The 19008-nt window shown below is 59.5% G+C and carries 15 protein-coding genes; 8 read left to right on the top strand and 7 right to left on the bottom strand.

Annotation, left to right across the window (positions count from 1 at the left end; genetic code table 11):
- Positions 1–901: 901 nt before the first annotated feature.
- From VMH22_02790 to VMH22_02780, 3 genes are all read left to right on the top strand, one after another.
- Entirely contained in the window at positions 902–1306 is a 405-nt protein-coding gene (locus VMH22_02790) for a hypothetical protein (protein ID HTW90613.1), read from the top strand.
- 73 nt (positions 1307–1379) lie between these two features.
- The gene (locus tag VMH22_02785) at positions 1380–6608 is read left to right on the top strand and encodes a FlgD immunoglobulin-like domain containing protein (GenBank protein ID HTW90612.1); all 5229 of its coding nucleotides are present in this window, start codon (positions 1380–1382) and stop codon (positions 6606–6608) included.
- Between the two features lie 3 nt (positions 6609–6611).
- Positions 6612–6761: a hypothetical protein gene (locus VMH22_02780; GenBank protein ID HTW90611.1), complete on the top strand. Its 150-nt coding sequence runs from the start codon at positions 6612–6614 to the stop codon at positions 6759–6761.
- Positions 6762–6874: 113 nt separating this feature from the next.
- Here VMH22_02780 and VMH22_02775 read toward each other — a convergent pair whose 3' ends face one another.
- The 6 genes from VMH22_02775 to VMH22_02750 all read right to left on the bottom strand — a co-directional run bounded on the left by VMH22_02775 (position 6875) and on the right by VMH22_02750 (position 11643).
- Entirely contained in the window at positions 6875–7219 is a 345-nt protein-coding gene (locus tag VMH22_02775; protein ID HTW90610.1) for a type II toxin-antitoxin system PemK/MazF family toxin, read from the bottom strand.
- A complete protein-coding gene (locus tag VMH22_02770) occupies positions 7206–7448 on the bottom strand; it encodes a hypothetical protein (GenBank protein HTW90609.1) in 243 nt (80 codons plus the stop codon). Before VMH22_02770 ends, VMH22_02775 begins: the two co-directional genes overlap by 14 nt.
- Before the next feature lie 41 nt (positions 7449–7489).
- Positions 7490–7867: a HepT-like ribonuclease domain-containing protein gene (locus VMH22_02765; protein HTW90608.1), complete on the bottom strand. Its 378-nt coding sequence runs from the start codon at positions 7865–7867 to the stop codon at positions 7490–7492.
- A complete protein-coding gene (locus tag VMH22_02760) occupies positions 7839–8141 on the bottom strand; it encodes a nucleotidyltransferase family protein (GenBank protein ID HTW90607.1) in 303 nt (100 codons plus the stop codon). Before VMH22_02760 ends, VMH22_02765 begins: the two co-directional genes overlap by 29 nt.
- A 1450-nt stretch (positions 8142–9591) precedes the next feature.
- Positions 9592–10074 (bottom strand): adenosine-specific kinase, encoded by a 483-nt coding sequence (locus tag VMH22_02755; GenBank protein ID HTW90606.1) that lies wholly within the window; start codon positions 10072–10074, stop codon positions 9592–9594.
- 129 nt (positions 10075–10203) lie between these two features.
- Positions 10204–11643, bottom strand: a complete 1440-nt coding sequence (locus VMH22_02750) for a FlgD immunoglobulin-like domain containing protein (protein HTW90605.1) — start codon at positions 11641–11643, stop codon at positions 10204–10206.
- 441 nt (positions 11644–12084) lie between these two features.
- On the opposite strand from VMH22_02750, the gene VMH22_02745 reads away from it, so the two are divergent.
- The 5 genes from VMH22_02745 to VMH22_02725 all read left to right on the top strand — a co-directional run bounded on the left by VMH22_02745 (position 12085) and on the right by VMH22_02725 (position 17817).
- Positions 12085–12969: a branched-chain amino acid ABC transporter permease gene (locus tag VMH22_02745; protein ID HTW90604.1), complete on the top strand. Its 885-nt coding sequence runs from the start codon at positions 12085–12087 to the stop codon at positions 12967–12969.
- Between the two features lie 128 nt (positions 12970–13097).
- Positions 13098–14072, top strand: coding sequence for a branched-chain amino acid ABC transporter permease (locus VMH22_02740; GenBank protein HTW90603.1), 975 nt, complete (start codon positions 13098–13100; stop codon positions 14070–14072).
- 143 nt (positions 14073–14215) lie between these two features.
- Positions 14216–14977 (top strand): ABC transporter ATP-binding protein, encoded by a 762-nt coding sequence (locus VMH22_02735; GenBank protein HTW90602.1) that lies wholly within the window; start codon positions 14216–14218, stop codon positions 14975–14977.
- Between the two features lie 134 nt (positions 14978–15111).
- On the top strand, positions 15112–15837 hold the full coding sequence (locus VMH22_02730; protein ID HTW90601.1) for an ABC transporter ATP-binding protein: 726 nt from the start codon (positions 15112–15114) through the stop codon (positions 15835–15837).
- Positions 15838–15987: 150 nt separating this feature from the next.
- Entirely contained in the window at positions 15988–17817 is a 1830-nt protein-coding gene (locus VMH22_02725; GenBank protein ID HTW90600.1) for a DUF2723 domain-containing protein, read from the top strand.
- Positions 17818–17906: 89 nt separating this feature from the next.
- Here VMH22_02725 and VMH22_02720 read toward each other — a convergent pair whose 3' ends face one another.
- Complete coding sequence (locus VMH22_02720) at positions 17907–18944, bottom strand: beta-ketoacyl-ACP synthase III (protein HTW90599.1); 1038 nt, start codon at positions 18942–18944, stop codon at positions 17907–17909.
- Positions 18945–19008 lie beyond the last annotated feature (64 nt).

The raw sequence follows: 19008 nt of genomic DNA, 5'->3' as shown, positions 1-19008 counted from the left end.
CGCGAAGACTGGTTAGCTTCGATTGCCTCGTTTCACATGGCACTGCCACGTGCACCCAGAATCTGGCTGCCCCATTCGGTGCCACAACTGTTGACCGTGATTCAAGACCGAGTAACTTGAGTCCATGAACTACATGATTCTTGTCCGTTCGGGGGTTGGGAAGCTCGCGAAATGCCTCCGCGTTGGCGTCGTGCGCTTGCTTATGCTTGCAGCCGTTTCGTTCTTGGCGACAGGTTCTCTATGTCACGCACCCGAGCCGAGCTTTGAGATCGAGAACATCTCCAATAATGCCTCCTTCAGTCAGAGTCCCTGCATTACATGTACTAAGGATGGACACGTTGTGATTGCGTGGTCTGACTCTGCCTCGGGTCAAGAGAACGTGTGGCTGGTCGAGAAGGCCTCTCCAGGTTCTGAATGGACGGCACCCTTCAATGTTTCAAAGGCCTCTGAACCTTCGCGCGACCCATCGACGGCATTCGGGCCCGACGGGACGTTGCACTTGGCATGGTCGCAGTTCGTAGCGCGAGGAGAGGTCGGAGGATGGGTCATCGTCTGCCAATCGCGGATTGGGTCGCAATGGACCGTCGCTGAGACAATCTCAAGAGGCGTTTCCGCAAGGCCACGGCTGGCAGTTGATGGGGCCGGTCGCCTTCACTTGCTATTCTGGAACTTGTCATCGGACGAGGTCTGCTACTCATCAAAGGCCCCGGAGAGCTCCTGGGCCCAGGTACAGGTACTGGACAAGGCTTATTTCGAAGGCCAACTGGCGGTGGACGCCGCGGGACGCTGTTACGCAGCATGGAATGTGGATGCAGATTCGCTGGCTGATTTTCTCTGCTACTCCGTGAAGCCAGTAGATGGCCTGTGGGCCAGTTCAAAGTTTGTGTCTGGTAGAGGACTGATGCAATCCCTTCCGGCTCTTGCATGTGGAGATTCGAACTGCTATTTGGGCTTCTCCACGCTGGTAGCTGGAAGCGGGCTGGGGCTCATGCGTTACAAATGGGGAACTGGTTGGTCAGACCTGGACACAAGCTGCCCGAGCCGTACTGTGAACCCGTTGGGCCTGACGATTGATGCGGATGGGTGCCCAGTTGCGGTCTGGGGTGGCGTCCCGGCTGGGCTTAGAGTAGCGCGCAAGTCGGGCGGGTGGGATGTTGTCACGGTGTCAGACACACTGAACCCTTTCAGCCGTTGCTGTGCGGCTGCGGACGGGCTCGGGAACATCCACGTGGTCTGGGATAGCCGAGGGACTCTCTACACGGCCAGGCCTGACGTGTACTATGCCTGCATCAAGTGGAAGAAGTAATCTGAATTGGGGCCCACGACGGCAGCAGTCGTCAGGTCTCTGAGATAGAGCCCGACAAAGAAAAGGAGGAAACGTGAAGACAGACCGTCTGTACAGGAGAGCGCTGCTCCTGATTCTGGCGACGTCCGCAGTGGCGTGCGGATACTCCGGAATAGAGCACGCACTTATCGCAAGCAAGACTTTCGACGTGTGGCGCGACTTCGACAGCAGCTTCTATACTTGTTTGACAGCCACATACGATACCGGCTCTTATGCCGCGCGTTATCAGCACTCGGTGAGGAAATTCTATCTTATTGGAACAATGCTGCCAGATCTACTAGATCCTACCGGGTTGGATGCCTCGAAGCAGGTCATCGAGGGGTTGCACGATGCCCCCTTCAACTGGCTGCTGGTTGACCCGCTGAAGATTCAGGATGCCACTTACGACACAGTGATGAACGACTCGGGCACCCATCGTATCGACTGGCACAACGATGCGCCCAACTACGATCTGGCCAAGCTGAAGGAAATGGTAGATTATGCAAAAGCCCACAACTACTCTCCATTTGCCAAGAGTCTGATTTATGGCGCCTATTATCACGTCGTGGAGGACCTGCAAGCTGGTGTTATGCAGCAGCCGTCCCTTTGGGGGTCGGACTACCTAGCAGAGACCCAGGACGCCAAGGATGACTGGGAGGTTCTAGCTGATGCCGAGACGCAATCCAATCTGTTCGAGCCGACGTACTACAGTCAGGCAGACTGGACCTCGATGAGCTCACTCCTGTATTCAAAGATATGCGATTGGGAAGTAGGCGGCCAGACGGTGTACGTAATAAGCCCGAACCCCATGCAGTTTTGGTTCGAGTATGACACCAACGACCCACCAGACTGGGCCGGATGGCAGACAGCAACAGGATTCTACGCGATTGACAGCTTTGTCAAGCTCGCCAACACGTACTTCGATGTGAACGGTCTTACGCCCGGGAAGCTGAAGGCGTATCTGCACGGGTACGCTATCACGTGGTTCTTCCTGGCAGGCTATGACCATCTGGACGCTAATAGCGCCGGCGGCATTTACTCGCACCCTAACTGGACTTTCTCAGATATCAATAGTTACGTTGGGAATCTGAGCGCCGATTACCTGGACAGTTGGGTACTCGACGCCCTCAAGGCTTACAACCCTGCCTACCGTTTCCTGGCAGAACTCGCGCTGCGCCTCATCATCCGACTGGAGCTGCAGGCTTTCGTGCCTGAAGTCGGCGTAGGGAGTAACCCTTGGTACACCTACTTCGAGAGTCAGCCGGAGCTGTACAGCTACCGACATGAAGTAGAGCGAATACACCAACTGTACGGGGAATCGATGCCGTCTGGGCTAGAGACGAGCCTACAGAGGCAGGAGCATTACTTGGACAAGTGGCAGGGGTCCTACCGAGGGCAGGGGGGCTACGACCCTCGGTTTCGGACTACGTATCGCAATGAGGCAGACGTCGCTTCATCTCTATACGACGAAATGAAGCAGAACCTGGAGCAGGGACCCGACTACCTTGCGACTTCTATGAACTATCACTACCAGGCCGGAGCGGATGTGTATCGACTGGCGCGCAAGGCCGGTCTGGTCGGTGGCATGTACTTGGGAGGAGATAGCCTCCGGCAACCGGGTATTGCGAATGCCTGCTTCGTAATCGGCAACTCGCTGCTCTATTATCCATTTGAGATTCCCTTTGGCGACCCCACTGCCGCGTATCTGCACTACGACATCGTACCCTTCACGGACTTCGTGACTATCAAGGTTCTGGGCAAGAACCGCGCGGGTCAGTGCGAGACCCTCGCGAAGCGTACAATCCAATCTTGTCGATACCTCCTTTGCCGCGATTCCCTTGGCTTTGAATTGCAGAAGGGCATTACTCAGGTGGCCTTCGTCATCTACGCCAACAACTCTTCTTCTGGCGACGGGACCCTCATGTTTGACTCTGACTATGGTCTCGCCTACCAAGCCGATTCCAACTTCACTGCGAACCAACTCTATCAGCAGCGTTTGAAGAGCGGGGACCCAACTCGCACGCGGATGCCTGATGAGAATCCATTGACAGGAGCACAAGATTTCTGGCCATACGTTCTCAGACTGTACGACTTGGCTCCCCCTACCGGCCTGACCGCGACGCTGAGCAACTCTACCCCGGGCCCGCTCGCCGTTGAGCTGAACTGGACGGACAATTCCTCCTACGAGTACGGGTATCGGATTGAGAAGACTGTGAATCACTCATTGCCGACGTACATTCCATCAGTGGGCTTGCTGCCGCCCAACACCATTCACTACGAGGATGTCAACGTCGCCTTCGGAGACACGTATCGGTATCGGGTGTGGGCTGAAAGGGACAGCTGGAAATCGGATACAACGCCCTACGCGCAGGTAGCCATCATCGTTTCCTCCGATTCTCTCCCGCTCACGGCTTTCAACAACCAGGAGAAGGTCGCCATCCGAGGCAACGATGTACACATGACTTACTACACTGAGTCGCAGGGCGTCATGTATGTGCATTCGTCCGATGGGGGAAAGACTTGGGACCTGCCCGAGCGCGTCGATCTTGGTTGCTACGAGTATGCCGCGGCCGAGGGAGCGTCACCGGCTATCGCACTGGACAGTGCCGGGAATCCATACATCCTCTGGCCAGGCTGTTGGTGGCGAGTGCAGTCGGGCAACCCGTGGAGTATGAGCTACTTCGTGTCATCTCGGAATCAGTACGGGCAATGGTTCAATGACAGCAGCCCCGCTTTGGCGTTCACATTCGGATTCAATTACCCGAATAGCAGCAACCCGCCACAATTATCACCGCCCGCTGCATCGTTCGGTATCAGGCATGATTCAGGATGCGCAGCGCTCAACTATGCTGGGAAGGATTCGGTGTCTCCGTGCCACCCAGGTACTTACTTCGCGCAATTCCTGCTTAAGGCACATCCAAAAGGCGAGGGGGTAGGCGTACTGGACAGCATCGAGCCGTATTCGAACGCAAACAGTCCGACGATGCTTGTGGACACAACCGGCCGAAGAGTGGTCATCTCTGCTTACGCCGGGTCCGAGGATGACAGCATCATTCGAATCTCCTACATGGATGCTGGTCAGAGCAGCTTCAGTGACACAGACCTGCATAGCGGCCTCGTCTACGGCCTCACGGCGACGCTTGAGAATGATTCAAACGTGCTTCTGGCTTGGGTGAATGGTGGTGACTCGCTGGAGTTTGGCCGGCTCATCAGGGGGACGTCTGGGTACGCACCCAGTCCGGGCAAGGAGACCGTGACCGACAGTGGCGTTGACTTGAGTTACACTCATCCCAAGTTCGTTGCCAACCCGCTGAACCTGCCTATGCTGGTCTACGAGTACTATCCTGAGTCCCGTGGGAACATCCAGTACGCGCTGAGAACACAGTCCGCTTGTTGGTTCAAGGATACTGTATTCACTTCAAACTACTACCTCTGCTATCCTGAGGGTTGCGCAGGTAGCCGCCTGCGTGTGTTTGCTTCAGCCAGCTCGACTCAAGGAGTTGGCCCCTACACTCTCGTGTCCGGGTCGGTTATGCTTCCTTGGTATCAGTTCCCGCCCACGTCGAATTCGCTCGCGAGTTGGCCGAATAGCGGCAGGAAACTCGTCATCCAGCCTGATGGCTTGGGCGTTCACGTCGTCTATGACGCGGGAGACTCCATCAAGTACGCCTATTCGCACGACGGCGGCGAGACGTGGAGCACTCCGACTTCCATAGACCAGGGCGACTACCCAAGCGTCGCGCTCGACGCTGCCGGCTTGCCGACGATTGTCTACAGCAATAACGGGATACTCTGCAAGATGATGCGCACCGATAGCACTTGGACGGCCATGACGCTGAACACGGCCAGTTCCACGCCTCCGGCCGTCGACCGAGTGCAGGCAGCCATTCCGTCCAGCTATCCGTACTGCGCCTTTCCCAGTTTCGACGCGGGAAGACGGAAGGCGAAGATCGTGCTGGTCAAGGTGGATACACTTGGAGGCACTTCGTCTTCGATCGCTGAGACGACGGCCATGTCCATAGATAGTTTCGTCAGCGTCGCGTGTGCGCCGGACGGTCCAATCTGCGTGGCCTGGCAGCGAGCCAACTGTGCCATGTGCGCCACGTTCAGTAATGGAACACCACCGAGCTACGTGAAAGTCGCCGACTCTGCTATCCATCCCTTCATCACGGTATACGGCGACAATTTCTACCTCGTTTGGCGCCACTCGCGGTCCGGCCAGCTTCAGATGGCCAGTCGTCCCGTCAGCGGTGGCACATGGAACGCAACGAGCATAGCTTCAACGAGCGGGGACTACCCCGTGTACTCGAAGGCGAACACCTTGGGATGGCAGCAGTGGGACGCCAGCAGCGTCGACGACGTGTGGGCCAAAACGTGCACGCTCACGTGCAATCTGAGCGAGTCACCGAATGTGAGTTCTAAGTACCTCAACATGGATGTCCGAGCCGAACTGATTGACTCTGTGCCGGTGGTGGATGCAATCTACGGTATCTGGACGGAGAATGTCGGCACGTCGCTTTACAGCATCAGGTTCCGCAGATTGGACTTGCAGGGAGGGCAGGCGGCTTCGTGGCGGATGTCGCCCTCGCACAACGTGGTCTGTGGGCATGCCGCAGCATCTCCGTTCTGTGTGAACCGCTGCGGACTCGACTCAAGCGGCGCGGCGAGGTTCGACTATGGCCAGGATTCGCTGAACTACCTGATAAGGTACATCAACCCCAGCTACGGCTATCTCGCGGAGTTCATCGCACCGCCCGGCCAGGTATCCGAACAATCGATCCGCTCGCGGGGCGAGGAGATAGCCCGCTTGCGATTCGGGCCGGGAAGACCGGATACCGTGCGGCTCGTTATCCCGAGGCGATGCTACGAGAATGGCACGACCCTGCCGTTCAGCCTGGTCCGGCTCTCAGGAGAGCGAGTGGCGCTCGCTGGACTGAGGCTATACGCTTTCAGCACGCGCCGAATTCAGAGGGAAGGCGTCATGGCACTGACCCAGCCGATTCCGATGAAGGCGATGCTCTATGACGCTGCGCCTTGTCCGAGCCGAGGCCGGACAATGCTGCGGTTCCAGATACCGCGGCCGACGCATGTCACTGTGAAGATGTACGACGCGTCAGGCAGAAAAGTAAAGACGATTCTGGACTCGGAGCGACCCGCCGGAGTCTACACTCTGACCTGGGATGGACGGGACGACCGCGGTCGCGTGTCGTCGAACGGCATCTACTTCTGTACGATGAAGGCTGGCGACTACAAGGCCGGGAGGAAGCTGATAATAAGCAGATAGCTGATGCAACTCCTGTGGCGGCGCGGGGCGACCCGCGCCGCCTCTTTTCAGCAGGCGAAAGAGACGGGAAAAGGAGGTCCGCCTGCGGGCTACGTGCACAATCTCGACGCGCCGGGGTTCCGGGACGTGAAGAAGGCGGTGGTGGCGAGGTGAGCGGCAAGTAGGCAGGCGACAGTAGACAGTAGACAGGGCAGGGGCGGGCGAAAGCCCGCCCCTGAGTCTAAGACGGAGAAGCGGGGTCTACGGACTGCGGAGGGCTGCGGGGCCTACTGCTCGATGGCGAGCACAGCGGCCAAGGATCGAGCTATTTCTGTCATCTGCGGACCGGCCAGCTTGCCGAGTAGGCGGACGAACCGCTGCTGAGACACGGATCGCACCTGGAAGGCGTCGGCCGTCGATTCCTTGTCGAGCCCGTTGTCCGACGATGGCGGGATCCGGACCAGCCAGGGGGCGATGGCGTACCGTTCCTTCCATTCGGTGATGGGCACGATCACTTTGAGCGGCAGCGTTCCCACGCTGTCGTCATTCACAATTACGGCCGGACGTGTCTTGCGGATTTCCGACCCGATGGTCGGGTCGAGGTTTATCAGCCAGACTTCACCGCGGAACATGGAAGTCGTCGCGGTCAAGGGTCGTGAATATAGTGAGCTCGGCGTCAGTCTCGTAGGCAGACTTGAGCGAGTCGGCCGCCATGCTCAGGCGTTCCCGGCGCTCGGCGTTCACATCGAGCCGACCTGCCAGGAACTGCTCGCGCAACTGACGCAGTGCTAACTCGACGATGCCGAGTCGCTCGTCAGCCGGCAGCTTGTTGATCTCCTCAAGGATGTCGGTTCTGGTCATTCGTCCTCCGATGGGACACTCTAGCGGCGGCAGCGGAGGTGTCAACTATGGGGCAGGCTGGAGAGCCGGGTGTGCGCCAGTGCCCTCTCAAGAACGGCAATCAACGGTCGGAGGTCCTTGGACACTGTGTCCCAGACCACGCCGACGTCGATGTCGAAGTAGACGTGTATCAGGCGATTCCGCATGTCAATTACGTCCTGCCACGGTATCTGCGACAAATGACGGCGGGTGGGTTCGGACACCTTCCCGGCAGCCTCGCCGATGATCTCGATTTCCTTGACGAGGCCGAGAACAAGCATGCGGTCTTCGCCGATGTTGTCTTCGGTCTTGCCCCGAACGAACTCCAGCGCCTCACGGGCGGCGTCGAGCATGTGGCGCAGACGGATTGCGTCAGGCCGCGGAATACTGTACCTGGGCACCGGCACAGACCTCGTCCCGGAAGTATCGGCTGAGTTCGGCAGGTGTCCTGAGGTCAACCTTGCGGCCGACCAACTCGGAAAGCTCCCGCTCCATCCGTGCCAGGCCGAAATAGCCGGGACCGTTGTGCGGCTCGAACTCCACGAGGAGATCTATGTCGCTGTCGGGGCCGAAACGGTCGGTGAGCACTGACCCGAACAGCGAGAGTTTCCGGATGTGGTTACGCCGGCAGAACTCGGCCAGCTTCTCGCGATCGAGTTGGACTCGGGGACTCATGCTTCAGTCTAGCAGAACACTACCGAGCGTCAAGTGCCATTCCCGGCTCCAGAACCGAAACAGGAACTCACCACCAAGGCACAAAGACACAAAGAGGGTCCGGACAAGGAACGTCCTTCTCTCCTTTTTCCTTGGCGTTCTTGGCGGTTCAACGTCGGTTTCGGGGTCCAGTTCCAGGGACACGCTAGAGGATTGACCTTGCGCGCAGGGACGCGATGATCGTCTACTTCTGTCATCTCGCCGCGCCGGGATTCCGGGACGTGAAGAAGGCGGTAGTGACGAGGTAAGCGGCAAGAAGACAGCAGACGGTAGACAGCAGACAGGTCAAGGGCGGGCGAAAGCCCGCCCTGTTAATCTGCAGAGCCCCGGCAGGTTCCTGACATGGCCGGGCCGAGGCCGGTACGAGGGCTGCTGGTTGGCCCGAAGCAGGAGCCGGAGCGAGGGTCGTTGCTGTAGGTTGATCTGGTGCCATTCCGAGGCCGGGAACCGGCGCAGAAACGAGAGTCGTTGCGGCACCAGGGCCGGCAGCCGTTGCGATACCGGGACCGGGTGCGGTTCAGGGCGCAGGTGCAGTACCGTGAACAGTCGCTGTTGCGGACGTCGGAGCGAAGGCCGTTCATCGGGCCGGAGCGGTGGCTGTTTAAGACGCAGAAGCGGCTGCTGTTGCCGGCATTGTTGGGGCGGTTGCAGCTGGTGCAGGAACGAGGACCGCACAAGGGGCAGGAACTCCCCCAGCCGTCCAGGGGATAGAGAAAACCGGACAATGCAGAAACCAGAATTCAGAGACCAGAAATCAGAAATGCACTAGCGGAAAGGAGTTGGGACGCGACGACGGGGACTAGGTCAAAAGGCAAAAGCCAAAGGCCAAGAGCCGAAACCCGGGACATGGAACGATGAGCGGAGGGACCCCGGGTTCACCGAAAGGACAAAAAGAACTGAGGGTCTGGTGACACTCGCCAATCGAGCGTAACTCAATTGCTCTCGGTCATTTAAGCACTTTCGGGCCGCGGAGAATCCGCATATAGGGGTCGCCTGGGGGCCAGCCTTCGAAGGAGCGTTCGAAGAAGCCATGAAACAAGCCTTGAAATGAGCTTTGAACTGAGCTTTCGGAGGTGCTTTGACGCGAGCTTTCGACCGAGCCTTGCAGCGAGCGATGTGAGAAGCAATGCGCTGAGCTTCGAGATGAGCGATGCGCGATGCGATGTGACGAGCTTTGAGTTGAGCAATGGAAGATGCTATGGAGTAAGCTCTTGAGTATGCATTCTAAGGTGCTTTCCGGCGAGCTCTGAAACGAGCTTTCTGACGAGCTTCTAAGGGAGCATTCAAGGGCATTTAGGAATCTAGATTCGAGATTGAAGATCGTCCGGCTGAAAGGGGTGGTTGGCGGACAGCGGATGGTGAAAAACAAGCCCTCTCCTTTGCAGTGGAGAGGGAAGGGTGAGCGTGGATTCTACTGCTTGTAGCCTATCTTGCGGAGGAAGGCTTTGCGGTCGGCGATGTCTTTGTCGCCTTCGATGCCTTTAGGCGACTCGCCGTCAATCACGCCCATGATGCCTCGTCCGCTCGTGGTCTCGGCTACCACGACCGCGACCGGGTTGGCCGTGGCGCAGAAGATGGAGCAGACCTCGGAGAGCGCCTTGAGCTGCGACAGGACGTTGATGGGGTAGGCTCCGCGCAGGATGAGGGTGAAGGTATGTCCGGCGCCGATTGCCTGCGAGTTCTTCACGGCCAGCTTCTCCAGTTCAGGGTCGGTGCCCGAGTGTCGGACAAGGCATGGGCCGGATGCTTCGTTGAAGGCCAACCCGAACTTCACGCCCGGCACCGTGGTTACCATCAGTTCATGGATGTCTTCCACTGTTTTGATGAAGTGTGCCTGGCCGATGATGACGTTTGTATCATCGGGACGTTCGATTGCTATTGGCCTTAGTTCCATGTTGGGTCAACTCCTTGCTGCCAGCGCTCTCGCGGGCTCAACTGACCAGGTGCATGCGGCAGGAAGTGACCAGTTAGGGAACACCAAGTGACGATCCTGCACTCGATCACTGGACCACTGGATCACTTCCTACCTCGTCAGAGTCACTTTGCGCGTCTCGATGTACCCGCCGCTTTCTACGCGGTAGAGGTAGGTGCCGTCCGGCACCGGCTGGCCTGATTCGTCTCTGCCATCCCAGTGGGCCTGGAATCCGAGGGTCGGGACCGGTGACATCTCCAGGTTGCGGACGAGCTCGCCGGAGCTGGAGAAGACCTTGATGGTCGCCTGCCGCGTATTGGGGTAGTTGAAGTAGAAGGTGGTGGAGCCGCCAAACGGGTTGGGGGCGGCCGAGAGCCCGATGCGGCCGGGAATCGCCGGTTCCTGTTCCGCCGCGCCGGTGAAGTCTACGTGGAAGGTGACCATGGTGCTCTCCGGCGAGCAGACCGGCCACGTGGTCCAGAAGTCGATGTCGTTGTCGGTGGAGAAGCGATCTCTTGCCCAGAAGTAGTAGTCGATTCGGGAGGAGTGCGTGACCGACGGGATGGTGAAGTAGAAGGTGTCGGCTCTGGCGGAATCGCGTTGCGACCCGACCCACGCGCCCGAGTCCACCCGGTAGAAGAGCGATTCCTCGGCGACCGAGTCGTTGTCCCGTATCACCGTCCAGACCACGTAGGGGCCGGCAAAGGTCGTATCCGGCCAGACGCGCGCGTTTGAGAACTCGGGCGGGAGCAGGTCCCAGTTCGGGATGGAGGCGGATGAGAGTTGCATCATGGCGGCGACGGTGGTGAAGTTCGGGTTGTCGTTGCTCGGGCTCATCGCCGCGGCCACGCCGTTGGCACCGCTGAAATGGCCGGGTACGAGCCACTCGTATATCCACCGCGCGTCGTTGCTGCCGAGGTTGTCGGTGAAGGTCATGTGGTCGCGCACGACGAGGCATGGCCAGTAGTAGTCGCCGGACATCGGCACTTTGACCTTGCCTCTGGCGACAACGCTCTTGGTGTGGGTTTCGGTCGCGGTGTAGGGGATGCCCGGGGTGATTTCGCACTGCCAGTTGATGGAACTCGCCCAACTCGAACCGGAGCGCAGCGGCGTCGCGTAGACGGCAGCGTCCGGTCGGAAGTTGCCGAGGAAGCGGTAGCCGCCCTGCTGGAAGTCGATGCCGTCAATGTACAGGGCGGAGGAGTCTCGGTACTCGTAGATGTCCTGGACCGAGCCCGAGCCCAGCGTGTCGACTTCCATCACCTGCGGGTCGGGCGCGTCAGCCTGCGTCGTTTCAGGAGCAGGCGGACTGCCGGTCGTCCAGTCGACGATGCCTACCCTTGACCATTCGCCGCCGGGGTAGGAAGTCAGGTCCCAATGTGTGCGGGTCGAATCGAATGCGGTCCAGGTGAAGGCTGAACTGTTTTGCCTGAACCTGCCATAGGTGCCGATGACTGATGGCACTCCGTGGCTGTCAATTGTCATATCCTGCGCGGGCAGCCAGGCGGCCAGCCCGGCGAAAAAGAACAGGAGCACATGTAGTCGGGTCACACGGCCTCCTTTCTGAACTAACCTGAGGGGTTATTCTAGACGGACCCAGACCCCAAGTCAAGGCAGGCCAGAGTGAGGATGCGGACAGTTCAGAAACCAGAATCCAGAAACCAGAATGCAGAAACCTGAAGAGGAGCGGACATCCACAGATTACGCAGATTACACAGATTCCAAAACCAGAACGTAGGAACCCCAGAACTCGGAGGCGGATAACCGCAGACTCAGGATTCGGATAGAGCAGAATTCAGAAACCAGAAACCAGAATTGACGACGGACGATGAGAAGATGAACGAAAGGACGAGTAACCGCAGATTACGCAGATTACACAGATTGGCCAGAAACGGACAAACCAGATATCAGAAACCAGAATTGACGATGGACGATGAACGAGCACTCTTGCGCGGCTTGACTTCCGATGGGGTTTTGGGATTCTGATTGCGCGTGTCGTACTTCCTCCAGCAGTTGATAAACGGCCTCCAGCTCGGTTTCGTCTATGCTCTGATTGCCCTCGGGTACACCATGGTCTACGGCATCGTGCGGCTCATCAACTTCGCGCACGGGGACGTCTTCATGGTCGGGGCCTACGTGGGGTTCTTCGCGCTGGCGAGCTGGAAGCTGCCCTGGCCGCTCGCCATCGTTGCCGCGATGGTCGGGTGCGCCGCTCTGGGCATGTTCATCGAACGCGTCGCCTACCGCCCCTTGCGGAACGCTCCGCGCATCTCGGCGCTGATAACCGCCATGGGCGTCTCGCTGTTCCTTGAGTATTTTACCAGTCTGAAGTTCGTGTTCGGGCCAGACTATCGGGCTTTCCCGAGACCGTTCGCCGTCACGTCGTTTCACATCGGCGGCGTGTCGGTCAGCAACATCCAGATAATAGTCTTCGCGGTCTCGACCCTGCTGATGGTAGCGCTGACCCTGTTCGTGAACAAGACCCGGACCGGCCTGGCGATGCGGGCGGTGTCCTACGACCACAACACGGCGCGGCTGATGGGAATCGACGTCGACTGGGTTATCTCGGTGACGTTCGGCGTGGGCTCGGCGCTGGCCGGAGCCGGCGGCGTGCTCTACGGTATCGCCTACCCGCAGATACACCCTTTCATGGGCGTGATGCCGGGGCTGAAGGCATTCGTGGCAGCGGTGCTGGGTGGAATCGGCGTGATTCCCGGGGCGATGCTCGGCTCGCTTATCATGGGCGTAGTCGAGACTTTCACTTCCGCCTACATCTCATCGACTTTCCGCGACGCGGTGGCATTCGGCATCTTGATTATCGTGTTGCTGGTGCGGCCGTCCGGGATTCTGGGCAGGCCGACAAGGGAAAAGGTATAGCGATAATTCCCAATGACTAATTCTCAATTCCCAACGAAGTTCCATGTGATAGAATTGCCAAGGCGCATGTTGGGCATTCGTGCATTAGTTGGGAATTGGCAATTGGGAATTGGTGGTCATAGAGAAGCATGAGTACACGCAGGGGCCTTGGTGCCGGTGTGGTCGCGCTGCTAGTCGCTGTTGCCGTATTCGTCGGCATCGAAGCGCTGATACTGGCGGGCGCGCTTAATCCTTACTGGCAGCAGATAATCTGTCTGGCCGGAATCGTGACCATCTCGGCGCTGGGGCTGAACCTCATCTACGGTTACACCGGGCAGTTCTCGCTGGGCCACGCCGCGTTCTACGGCATGGGCGCGTACACTGCCGCGATCGTCACTCGCAGCATCGGCGGGCAGAGCCCCGCGATTCTGCTCGTCGGACTGGTGGCCGGGGCGCTGGTGGCAGGACTGGTCGCCCTGCTCATCGGACTGCCAATACTCAGGCTCAAGTCGGACTACCTCGGCATCGCGACACTCGGTTTCGGGATAATCGTGAAGGTGCTTTTCGACAACGCGGACAAGGTAATCCCGATGATGGGCGGGTCACGGGGTATGAGCGCGATTCCGAAGCTGACCTCGTTCCTTTGGGTGTTTCCCCTCGCAGTGGCCGCGGTCGTGGTGCTGCGCAACATCGTCTTCTCCGGTATCGGCCGGGCTTTGATATCGGTGCGCGAGGACGAACTGGCGGCCGAGGCGGTGGGTATCGACAGCACTCGGTACAAGACGCTGGGGTTCGTCATCGGCTGCATGTATGCAGGGGTGGCCGGTGGCCTGTACGCGCACCTTTTCACGTTCCTGCACCCGTCCAACTTTGACTTCCTGAAGTCAATCGACGTGCTATTGGTAGTTGTGCTGGGCGGCTTAGGCAGCATCTCCGGTACGATCGTGGCTGCGGTGGCGTGGACGTTCCTGCTGGAGGGGCTCCGCATTTTGCTGCCGCCGTCGGTTCAGGACTGGCGCTGGGTCATCTACCCGCTGCTGCTTATCATCTTCATGCTGGTCCGGCCGGGCGGCATCTTTGCCGGGACCGAGTTCAGATTCCTGAAGCCATCCGCGAGGAAATGACCAATGTCTAATTCCCAATTCCTAACGAATGACCAAATCACAGTTTGCACTGGGACTTCGTTGGGCATTAGGAATTGGCAATTGGGAATTGCTGCGCCAGGGGCACTGAATCCAGTGGTGGGACAAACGGCGGCAACGAGGTCATGACTCCTGTCCTCGAAACCAAATCGCTCACCAAGGCCTTCGGCGGCCTGGTCGCAGTCCACGACTTCACCATGTCAATCGCCGACCACGAGCTGGTCGGCCTGATTGGGCCGAACGGCGCGGGCAAGACGACCGTTTTCAATCTGATAACAGGGAACTACGTCCCGACCGGGGGCGCCATACGCTTCAACGGCATCGACATCGCCGGGATGCAGCCTTTCCGCATCTACCAGCGAGGGATCGCGCGCACGTTCCAGAACATCCGTCTTTTCAGGGAACTCTCGGTGCTCGACAACGTCCGGGTCGCGTACCATCATCGGGGCGGGGCCGGGCTCGTGAGCACGATCCTGCGCGGGCCAGGGTTCAAACGCGAGGAACGGCAGGTAACTGAACGGTCGGTTGAACTGCTCTCGATCCTTGGGTTGGAAGGCAGGCGGGACGAACTGGCGCGGAACCTGCCGTACGGCGAGCAGCGGCGGGTCGAACTCGCGCGGGCGCTGGTGTCCGACCCGAAGTTGCTGCTTCTGGACGAGCCCGCGGCCGGGATGAATCCGTTCGAGGTCGGGAGACTGATGGAACTCATCCGGTTCGTCCGGGAACGGTTCAAGCTGACGGTGCTCTTGATAGAACACCAGATGAAGGTCGTGATGGGTGTGTGCGACCGGGTCGTCGTGATGGATTTCGGAGAGGTCATCGCCCAGGGCGCGCCCGAGGCGATTCAGAAGGACCCGAAGGTGATCGAGGCGTACCTGGGAAAATGACCAATGACTAATTCTCAATTCCCAACGAATGGCTGCGTCCCAGGCGTATTCGGGACTTCGTTGGGCATTAGTAATTGGCAATTGGGAAATTGGCCAGTGACAGGGGTCGTCTCTTGCTCCTGAGCGTCCGCGGCATGTCGGTTGACTATGGCGCGATTCGAGCCCTGCACTGCATCTCGTTCGAGGTAGGCGAGGGTGAGATCGTCACCCTGGTCGGGGCAAACGGTGCGGGCAAGAGCACGACGCTGCGCACCATCTCCGGGCTGATGAAGCCGGCCGAGGGCGAGATAGAGTTCGAAGGAAGACGGATTGACGGCCTGGCCGGGCACCGGGTCGTGAAGTCGGGAATTGCCCACGTACCGGAGGGAAGGCAGGCCTTCGCTTACCTGTCGGTACGCGAGAACCTGCTGCTCGGGGCATATAGCCGGGGGCGTGGGGCGAGGGGCGAGGGGTCAGGGTCCGGACCCCAGTCCCGCGTCCCTGGTCCCTCGTCTCTCGACAGGGTGTTCAAGTCGTTCCCGAGGCTGCGGGAACGGCTCGGCCAGACCGCGGGAACGCTCTCCGGCGGCGAGTTGCAGATGCTGGCGATGGGACGCGGCCTGATGGCGCGACCCAAGCTGCTCATGCTCGATGAGCCTTCGATGGGGTTGTCGCCGATACTCGTGCGCGAGATATTCGACATAATCCGGGAGATCAACCGCGAGGGGACGGCGATTCTGCTGGTGGAGCAGAACGCGTTCATGGCCCTGCAGATTGCACACCGGGCTTACGTGCTTGAGACCGGCAAGGTCGTGCTTTCCGGCCCGGCGGCTGAGTTGCTGCGTGACCCGAAGGTCAAAGCAGCGTATCTAGGAGAATGACATGGGGGAAATGACCAAGTGCCAATGACCAATTGCCAATCAAGCACCAGGAGGATGACAGTGAGCAGTTGGAGCGCAAGGCGGCCTCCGGTATTGCCCGAGCATTCGGGGTTGGGTATTCGTTAGTCATTGAGAATTAGGAATTAGGAATTGGGTTCCAGGACGCGCCACCTCGTCTGGCTTGTCGTCCCGCTGGCGTTCGTCGTATACCTTCTCACTCTTTCGCCAACCGTGGGCCTGATTGACTCGGGCGAACTTGCGGCCGGCTGTCACCTCATGAATATCCTGCATCCGACCGGATATCCATTGTACACCATGCTTGGTCGGATCGTGAGCCTCATCCCTGTAGCCAATGTTGCCAACCGCGTGGCAGTATTGAGCGCGGTGCTGGCCGCGTGCGGCGTTGGGTTCTTTCTACTGCTGGGACTCCGGTTGGGAGTTTCGAGGGTAGTGGCGGGTACCGGTGCGCTGCTCCTGGGTTTTTCGTGCCCGGTGTGGAGCGCGGCGGTCGACGTCGAGGTCTATGCTCTCGCGCTCGTCATGGTTGTGCTGCTCTGGCTGACGGCTGAGGCGTCGATGCGGGGAGGGCCGCTGCTGGTTGTGGCGTACCTCATGGGGCTTGCTCTGACCAACCACATGTCCGCGACAAGCACCGTTCTGGGGGCGGCGATGGCCGCCGTACTGGCGTATCGTCGCGAGTTGGTACGCCGGATTCCGGTGTTGGTCTTGCTGTTCGTGTTTGGGATGTCCCCTTATCTGTTCCTGGTGCTTCGCGCCAGGGCCGGGCCCTTGCTGGCATGGGACAATCCCGTAGACATCACTCACCTCATACGCCACATGACCGGCTGGCAGTACCAGGTGTGGATGTTCTCTCAGCCATTCGGTGAGGTGATGCGCAACGCCGGGCGCGGGACAGCGATACTGGCCCGTGGTTTCCTGTACGTGCTTGTCCCGGTTGTGCTGTACGGGGTGGCGCGGCTGTTCCGCCAGAGGCGGAGTCTGGCCATCGGCTTGACGGTTTCTGCCGTCGCAGCGTTCCTATATGCCATTAACTATTCGATTCCTGACATCGACTCGTACTACATACCTTGTTTGGTTGTACTGGGAGTATTCGGGATGGTGGGACTCGATGGGCTAGTGACGAGTGTCGAGTGCCGAGTGTCGAATGTCGGACCAGCAGCCAGGACCATCGTCAGGCAGGTGCCATGGCTCTTAGGGATTGCCGCCTTGGTGCTGAACTACAAGGTCGCCGGCTTGCAGGGCGACTACGTCGCCTACGACCAGGCAATGAACACACTTGTCTCAGCCGGGCATAACGCGACCATCATCACCGATTGGTGGGATGTCTACTCGCCGCTGTTTTACCTGCAGCACGTCGAGCAGGTGCGACCGGATGTCTGCGTCATCGACAAGGAGCTTCTCCGGCGTTCGTGGTACTTCGATTACCTCGCTCGCGCCTACCCCTGGCTGGTTCAGCGGTCGCAGACGGAGATTGCCAGCTACCGCCAGTACCTTGATGAGTTTGAGCACGACCGCCTGAAAGACCCGGCCGAGATACAGCGCCGGTACATCAGACTACTCGAGAGCTTCGTTACCCACAGCCCGGAACGACCGGCCTACACGACCTTTGACGTGGACGCAGGGACCGATGCCGGTCAGATGTTGTCAGGTGTGCCGCGCGCCCCGGTCGGGCTCCTGTTCCAGATACAAGCTTCAAGCCTCAAGCCTCAAGCCCCGGATTCCGGGCTTGCGGCTGGCTCGGCGCTGCCCGTATTCGACTATACGAAGCTCACTGTCCGTCTGCCACGCAGCGAACCTGACGCGCGGACACGGGAGATCCTGTTGCGCTACCGGTTCTTCGTCATGCGGCGGGCTGCTGCGCTGGCGGCGTCCGGGCACCGCGACGAGATTCAGCCCCTGATCGAGTGGTATCAGTCCTTGCCGGTGGCCCGGCTTGCACCGCTTACCAGTCGGGGCTGATACGAAGACGCGCGGGGGTTGGGAATCCGCGACCCTGGTCATGACTCCGGACCTCCGGATTGCCGGAGTCCTCTGATTCTGTTTGTGCGCTAGAAGCGAATGAGGACGCCGCCCCAGGTGAGGCCGGCGCCGAATGCGACCAGCATGACAACATCGCCGGGATGGACCCTGCCGGCCTTGCGGGCCTCGTCCAGAGCGACAATGGTGGTAGCCGACGAGGTGTTGCCGTACTTCGCGATGTTGACGAACGTACGTTCCGGCGGGAACTTCAGCAGCTTGGTGGTCGCCTCAATGATACGCAGGTTGGCCTGGTGGGGGATGAGCAGCGTCAGGTCATCGGCATGCAGCCCGGTCTGGTGGAGCAACTGGGTGACCGTCTTCGCCATGCTGCGGACTGCGACTTTGAAGATGGCGTTGCCGTTCATCTTGCAGGTGTGCAGACGCTGCTGCACGGTTTCTACGGTTGCCGGATTGCGCGAACCCCCGCCCGGCATGTACAGGTGCTCGCCTCCGGTCCCATCGGCAGCCAGGTAAGTACCAAGGATGCCGGTGCCCGGTTCTTCGCTGGCCTTCAGCACGGCCGCGCCGGCCGCGTCCCCGAACAGGACACAGGTGGAACGGTCGGTCCAGTCGGTGATCTTGCTTAGCACCTCGACGCCAACCACCAGGACTGTTCGGTAGACGCCGGTAGACACAAACTGCCGGGCGACGCTGATCGCATAGATGAAGCCGGTGCAGCCGGCGCTCACGTCGAACGCGGCGGCGTGCCTCGCACCGAGCCGCTGCTGCAGAACGCAGGCAGTCGAAGGAAACGGCATGTCTCCAGTTACGGTACCGACGACAATGAGGTCAATTTCCTCGGGCTTGACGTTTGCTTCCGCCAGGGCTTTCTCGCACGCGACCATGGCAAGGTCTGACGCGGCCTCTCCGGGCGCGGCGATGTGACGTTCCTTCATCCCGGTGCGTTCGGTTATCCACTGGTCGGACGTGTCGACCATCTTCTCAAGGTCTGCGTTCGTCAGCACGCGCTCCGGGACGTGGGAACCGGTACCGGCGATGACGGCTGAGAGCGGGTGACTCGGGCATGGTGAAGCAAGTGGTGATTCTTGCGCCGCAGTTTTGTTCATTCCGCTAATCATAGTCGGGAGCGCCGATTCGTCAATTCAGGCGGGCACACACCGACTTCTGGAT

It is taken from the genome of bacterium, assembly GCA_035505375.1.
Classification (GTDB): Bacteria; Hydrothermota; Tepidihabitantia; order Tepidihabitantales; family Tepidihabitantaceae; genus UBA2258.
This window is presented reverse-complemented; position numbering and strand designations above follow the sequence as displayed.

Bases quoted from the DNA above. Each gene is read 5' to 3' on its own strand.
- VMH22_02790 (HTW90613.1), top strand. From the start codon at position 902: ATGCAATCCCTTCCGGCTCTTGCATGTGGAGATTCGAACTGCTATTTG.
- VMH22_02780 (HTW90611.1), top strand. From the start codon at position 6,612: ATGCAACTCCTGTGGCGGCGCGGGGCGACCCGCGCCGCCTCTTTTCAG.
- VMH22_02775 (HTW90610.1), bottom strand. From the start codon at position 7,219: ATGTTCCGCGGTGAAGTCTGGCTGATAAACCTCGACCCGACCATCGGG.
- VMH22_02770 (HTW90609.1), bottom strand. From the start codon at position 7,448: ATGACCAGAACCGACATCCTTGAGGAGATCAACAAGCTGCCGGCTGAC.
- VMH22_02760 (HTW90607.1), bottom strand. From the start codon at position 8,141: ATGAGTCCCCGAGTCCAACTCGATCGCGAGAAGCTGGCCGAGTTCTGC.
- VMH22_02755 (HTW90606.1), bottom strand. From the start codon at position 10,074: ATGGAACTAAGGCCAATAGCAATCGAACGTCCCGATGATACAAACGTC.
- VMH22_02740 (HTW90603.1), top strand. From the start codon at position 13,098: ATGAGTACACGCAGGGGCCTTGGTGCCGGTGTGGTCGCGCTGCTAGTC.
- VMH22_02735 (HTW90602.1), top strand. From the start codon at position 14,216: ATGACTCCTGTCCTCGAAACCAAATCGCTCACCAAGGCCTTCGGCGGC.
- VMH22_02730 (HTW90601.1), top strand. From the start codon at position 15,112: ATGTCGGTTGACTATGGCGCGATTCGAGCCCTGCACTGCATCTCGTTC.
- VMH22_02720 (HTW90599.1), bottom strand. From the start codon at position 18,944: ATGAACAAAACTGCGGCGCAAGAATCACCACTTGCTTCACCATGCCCG.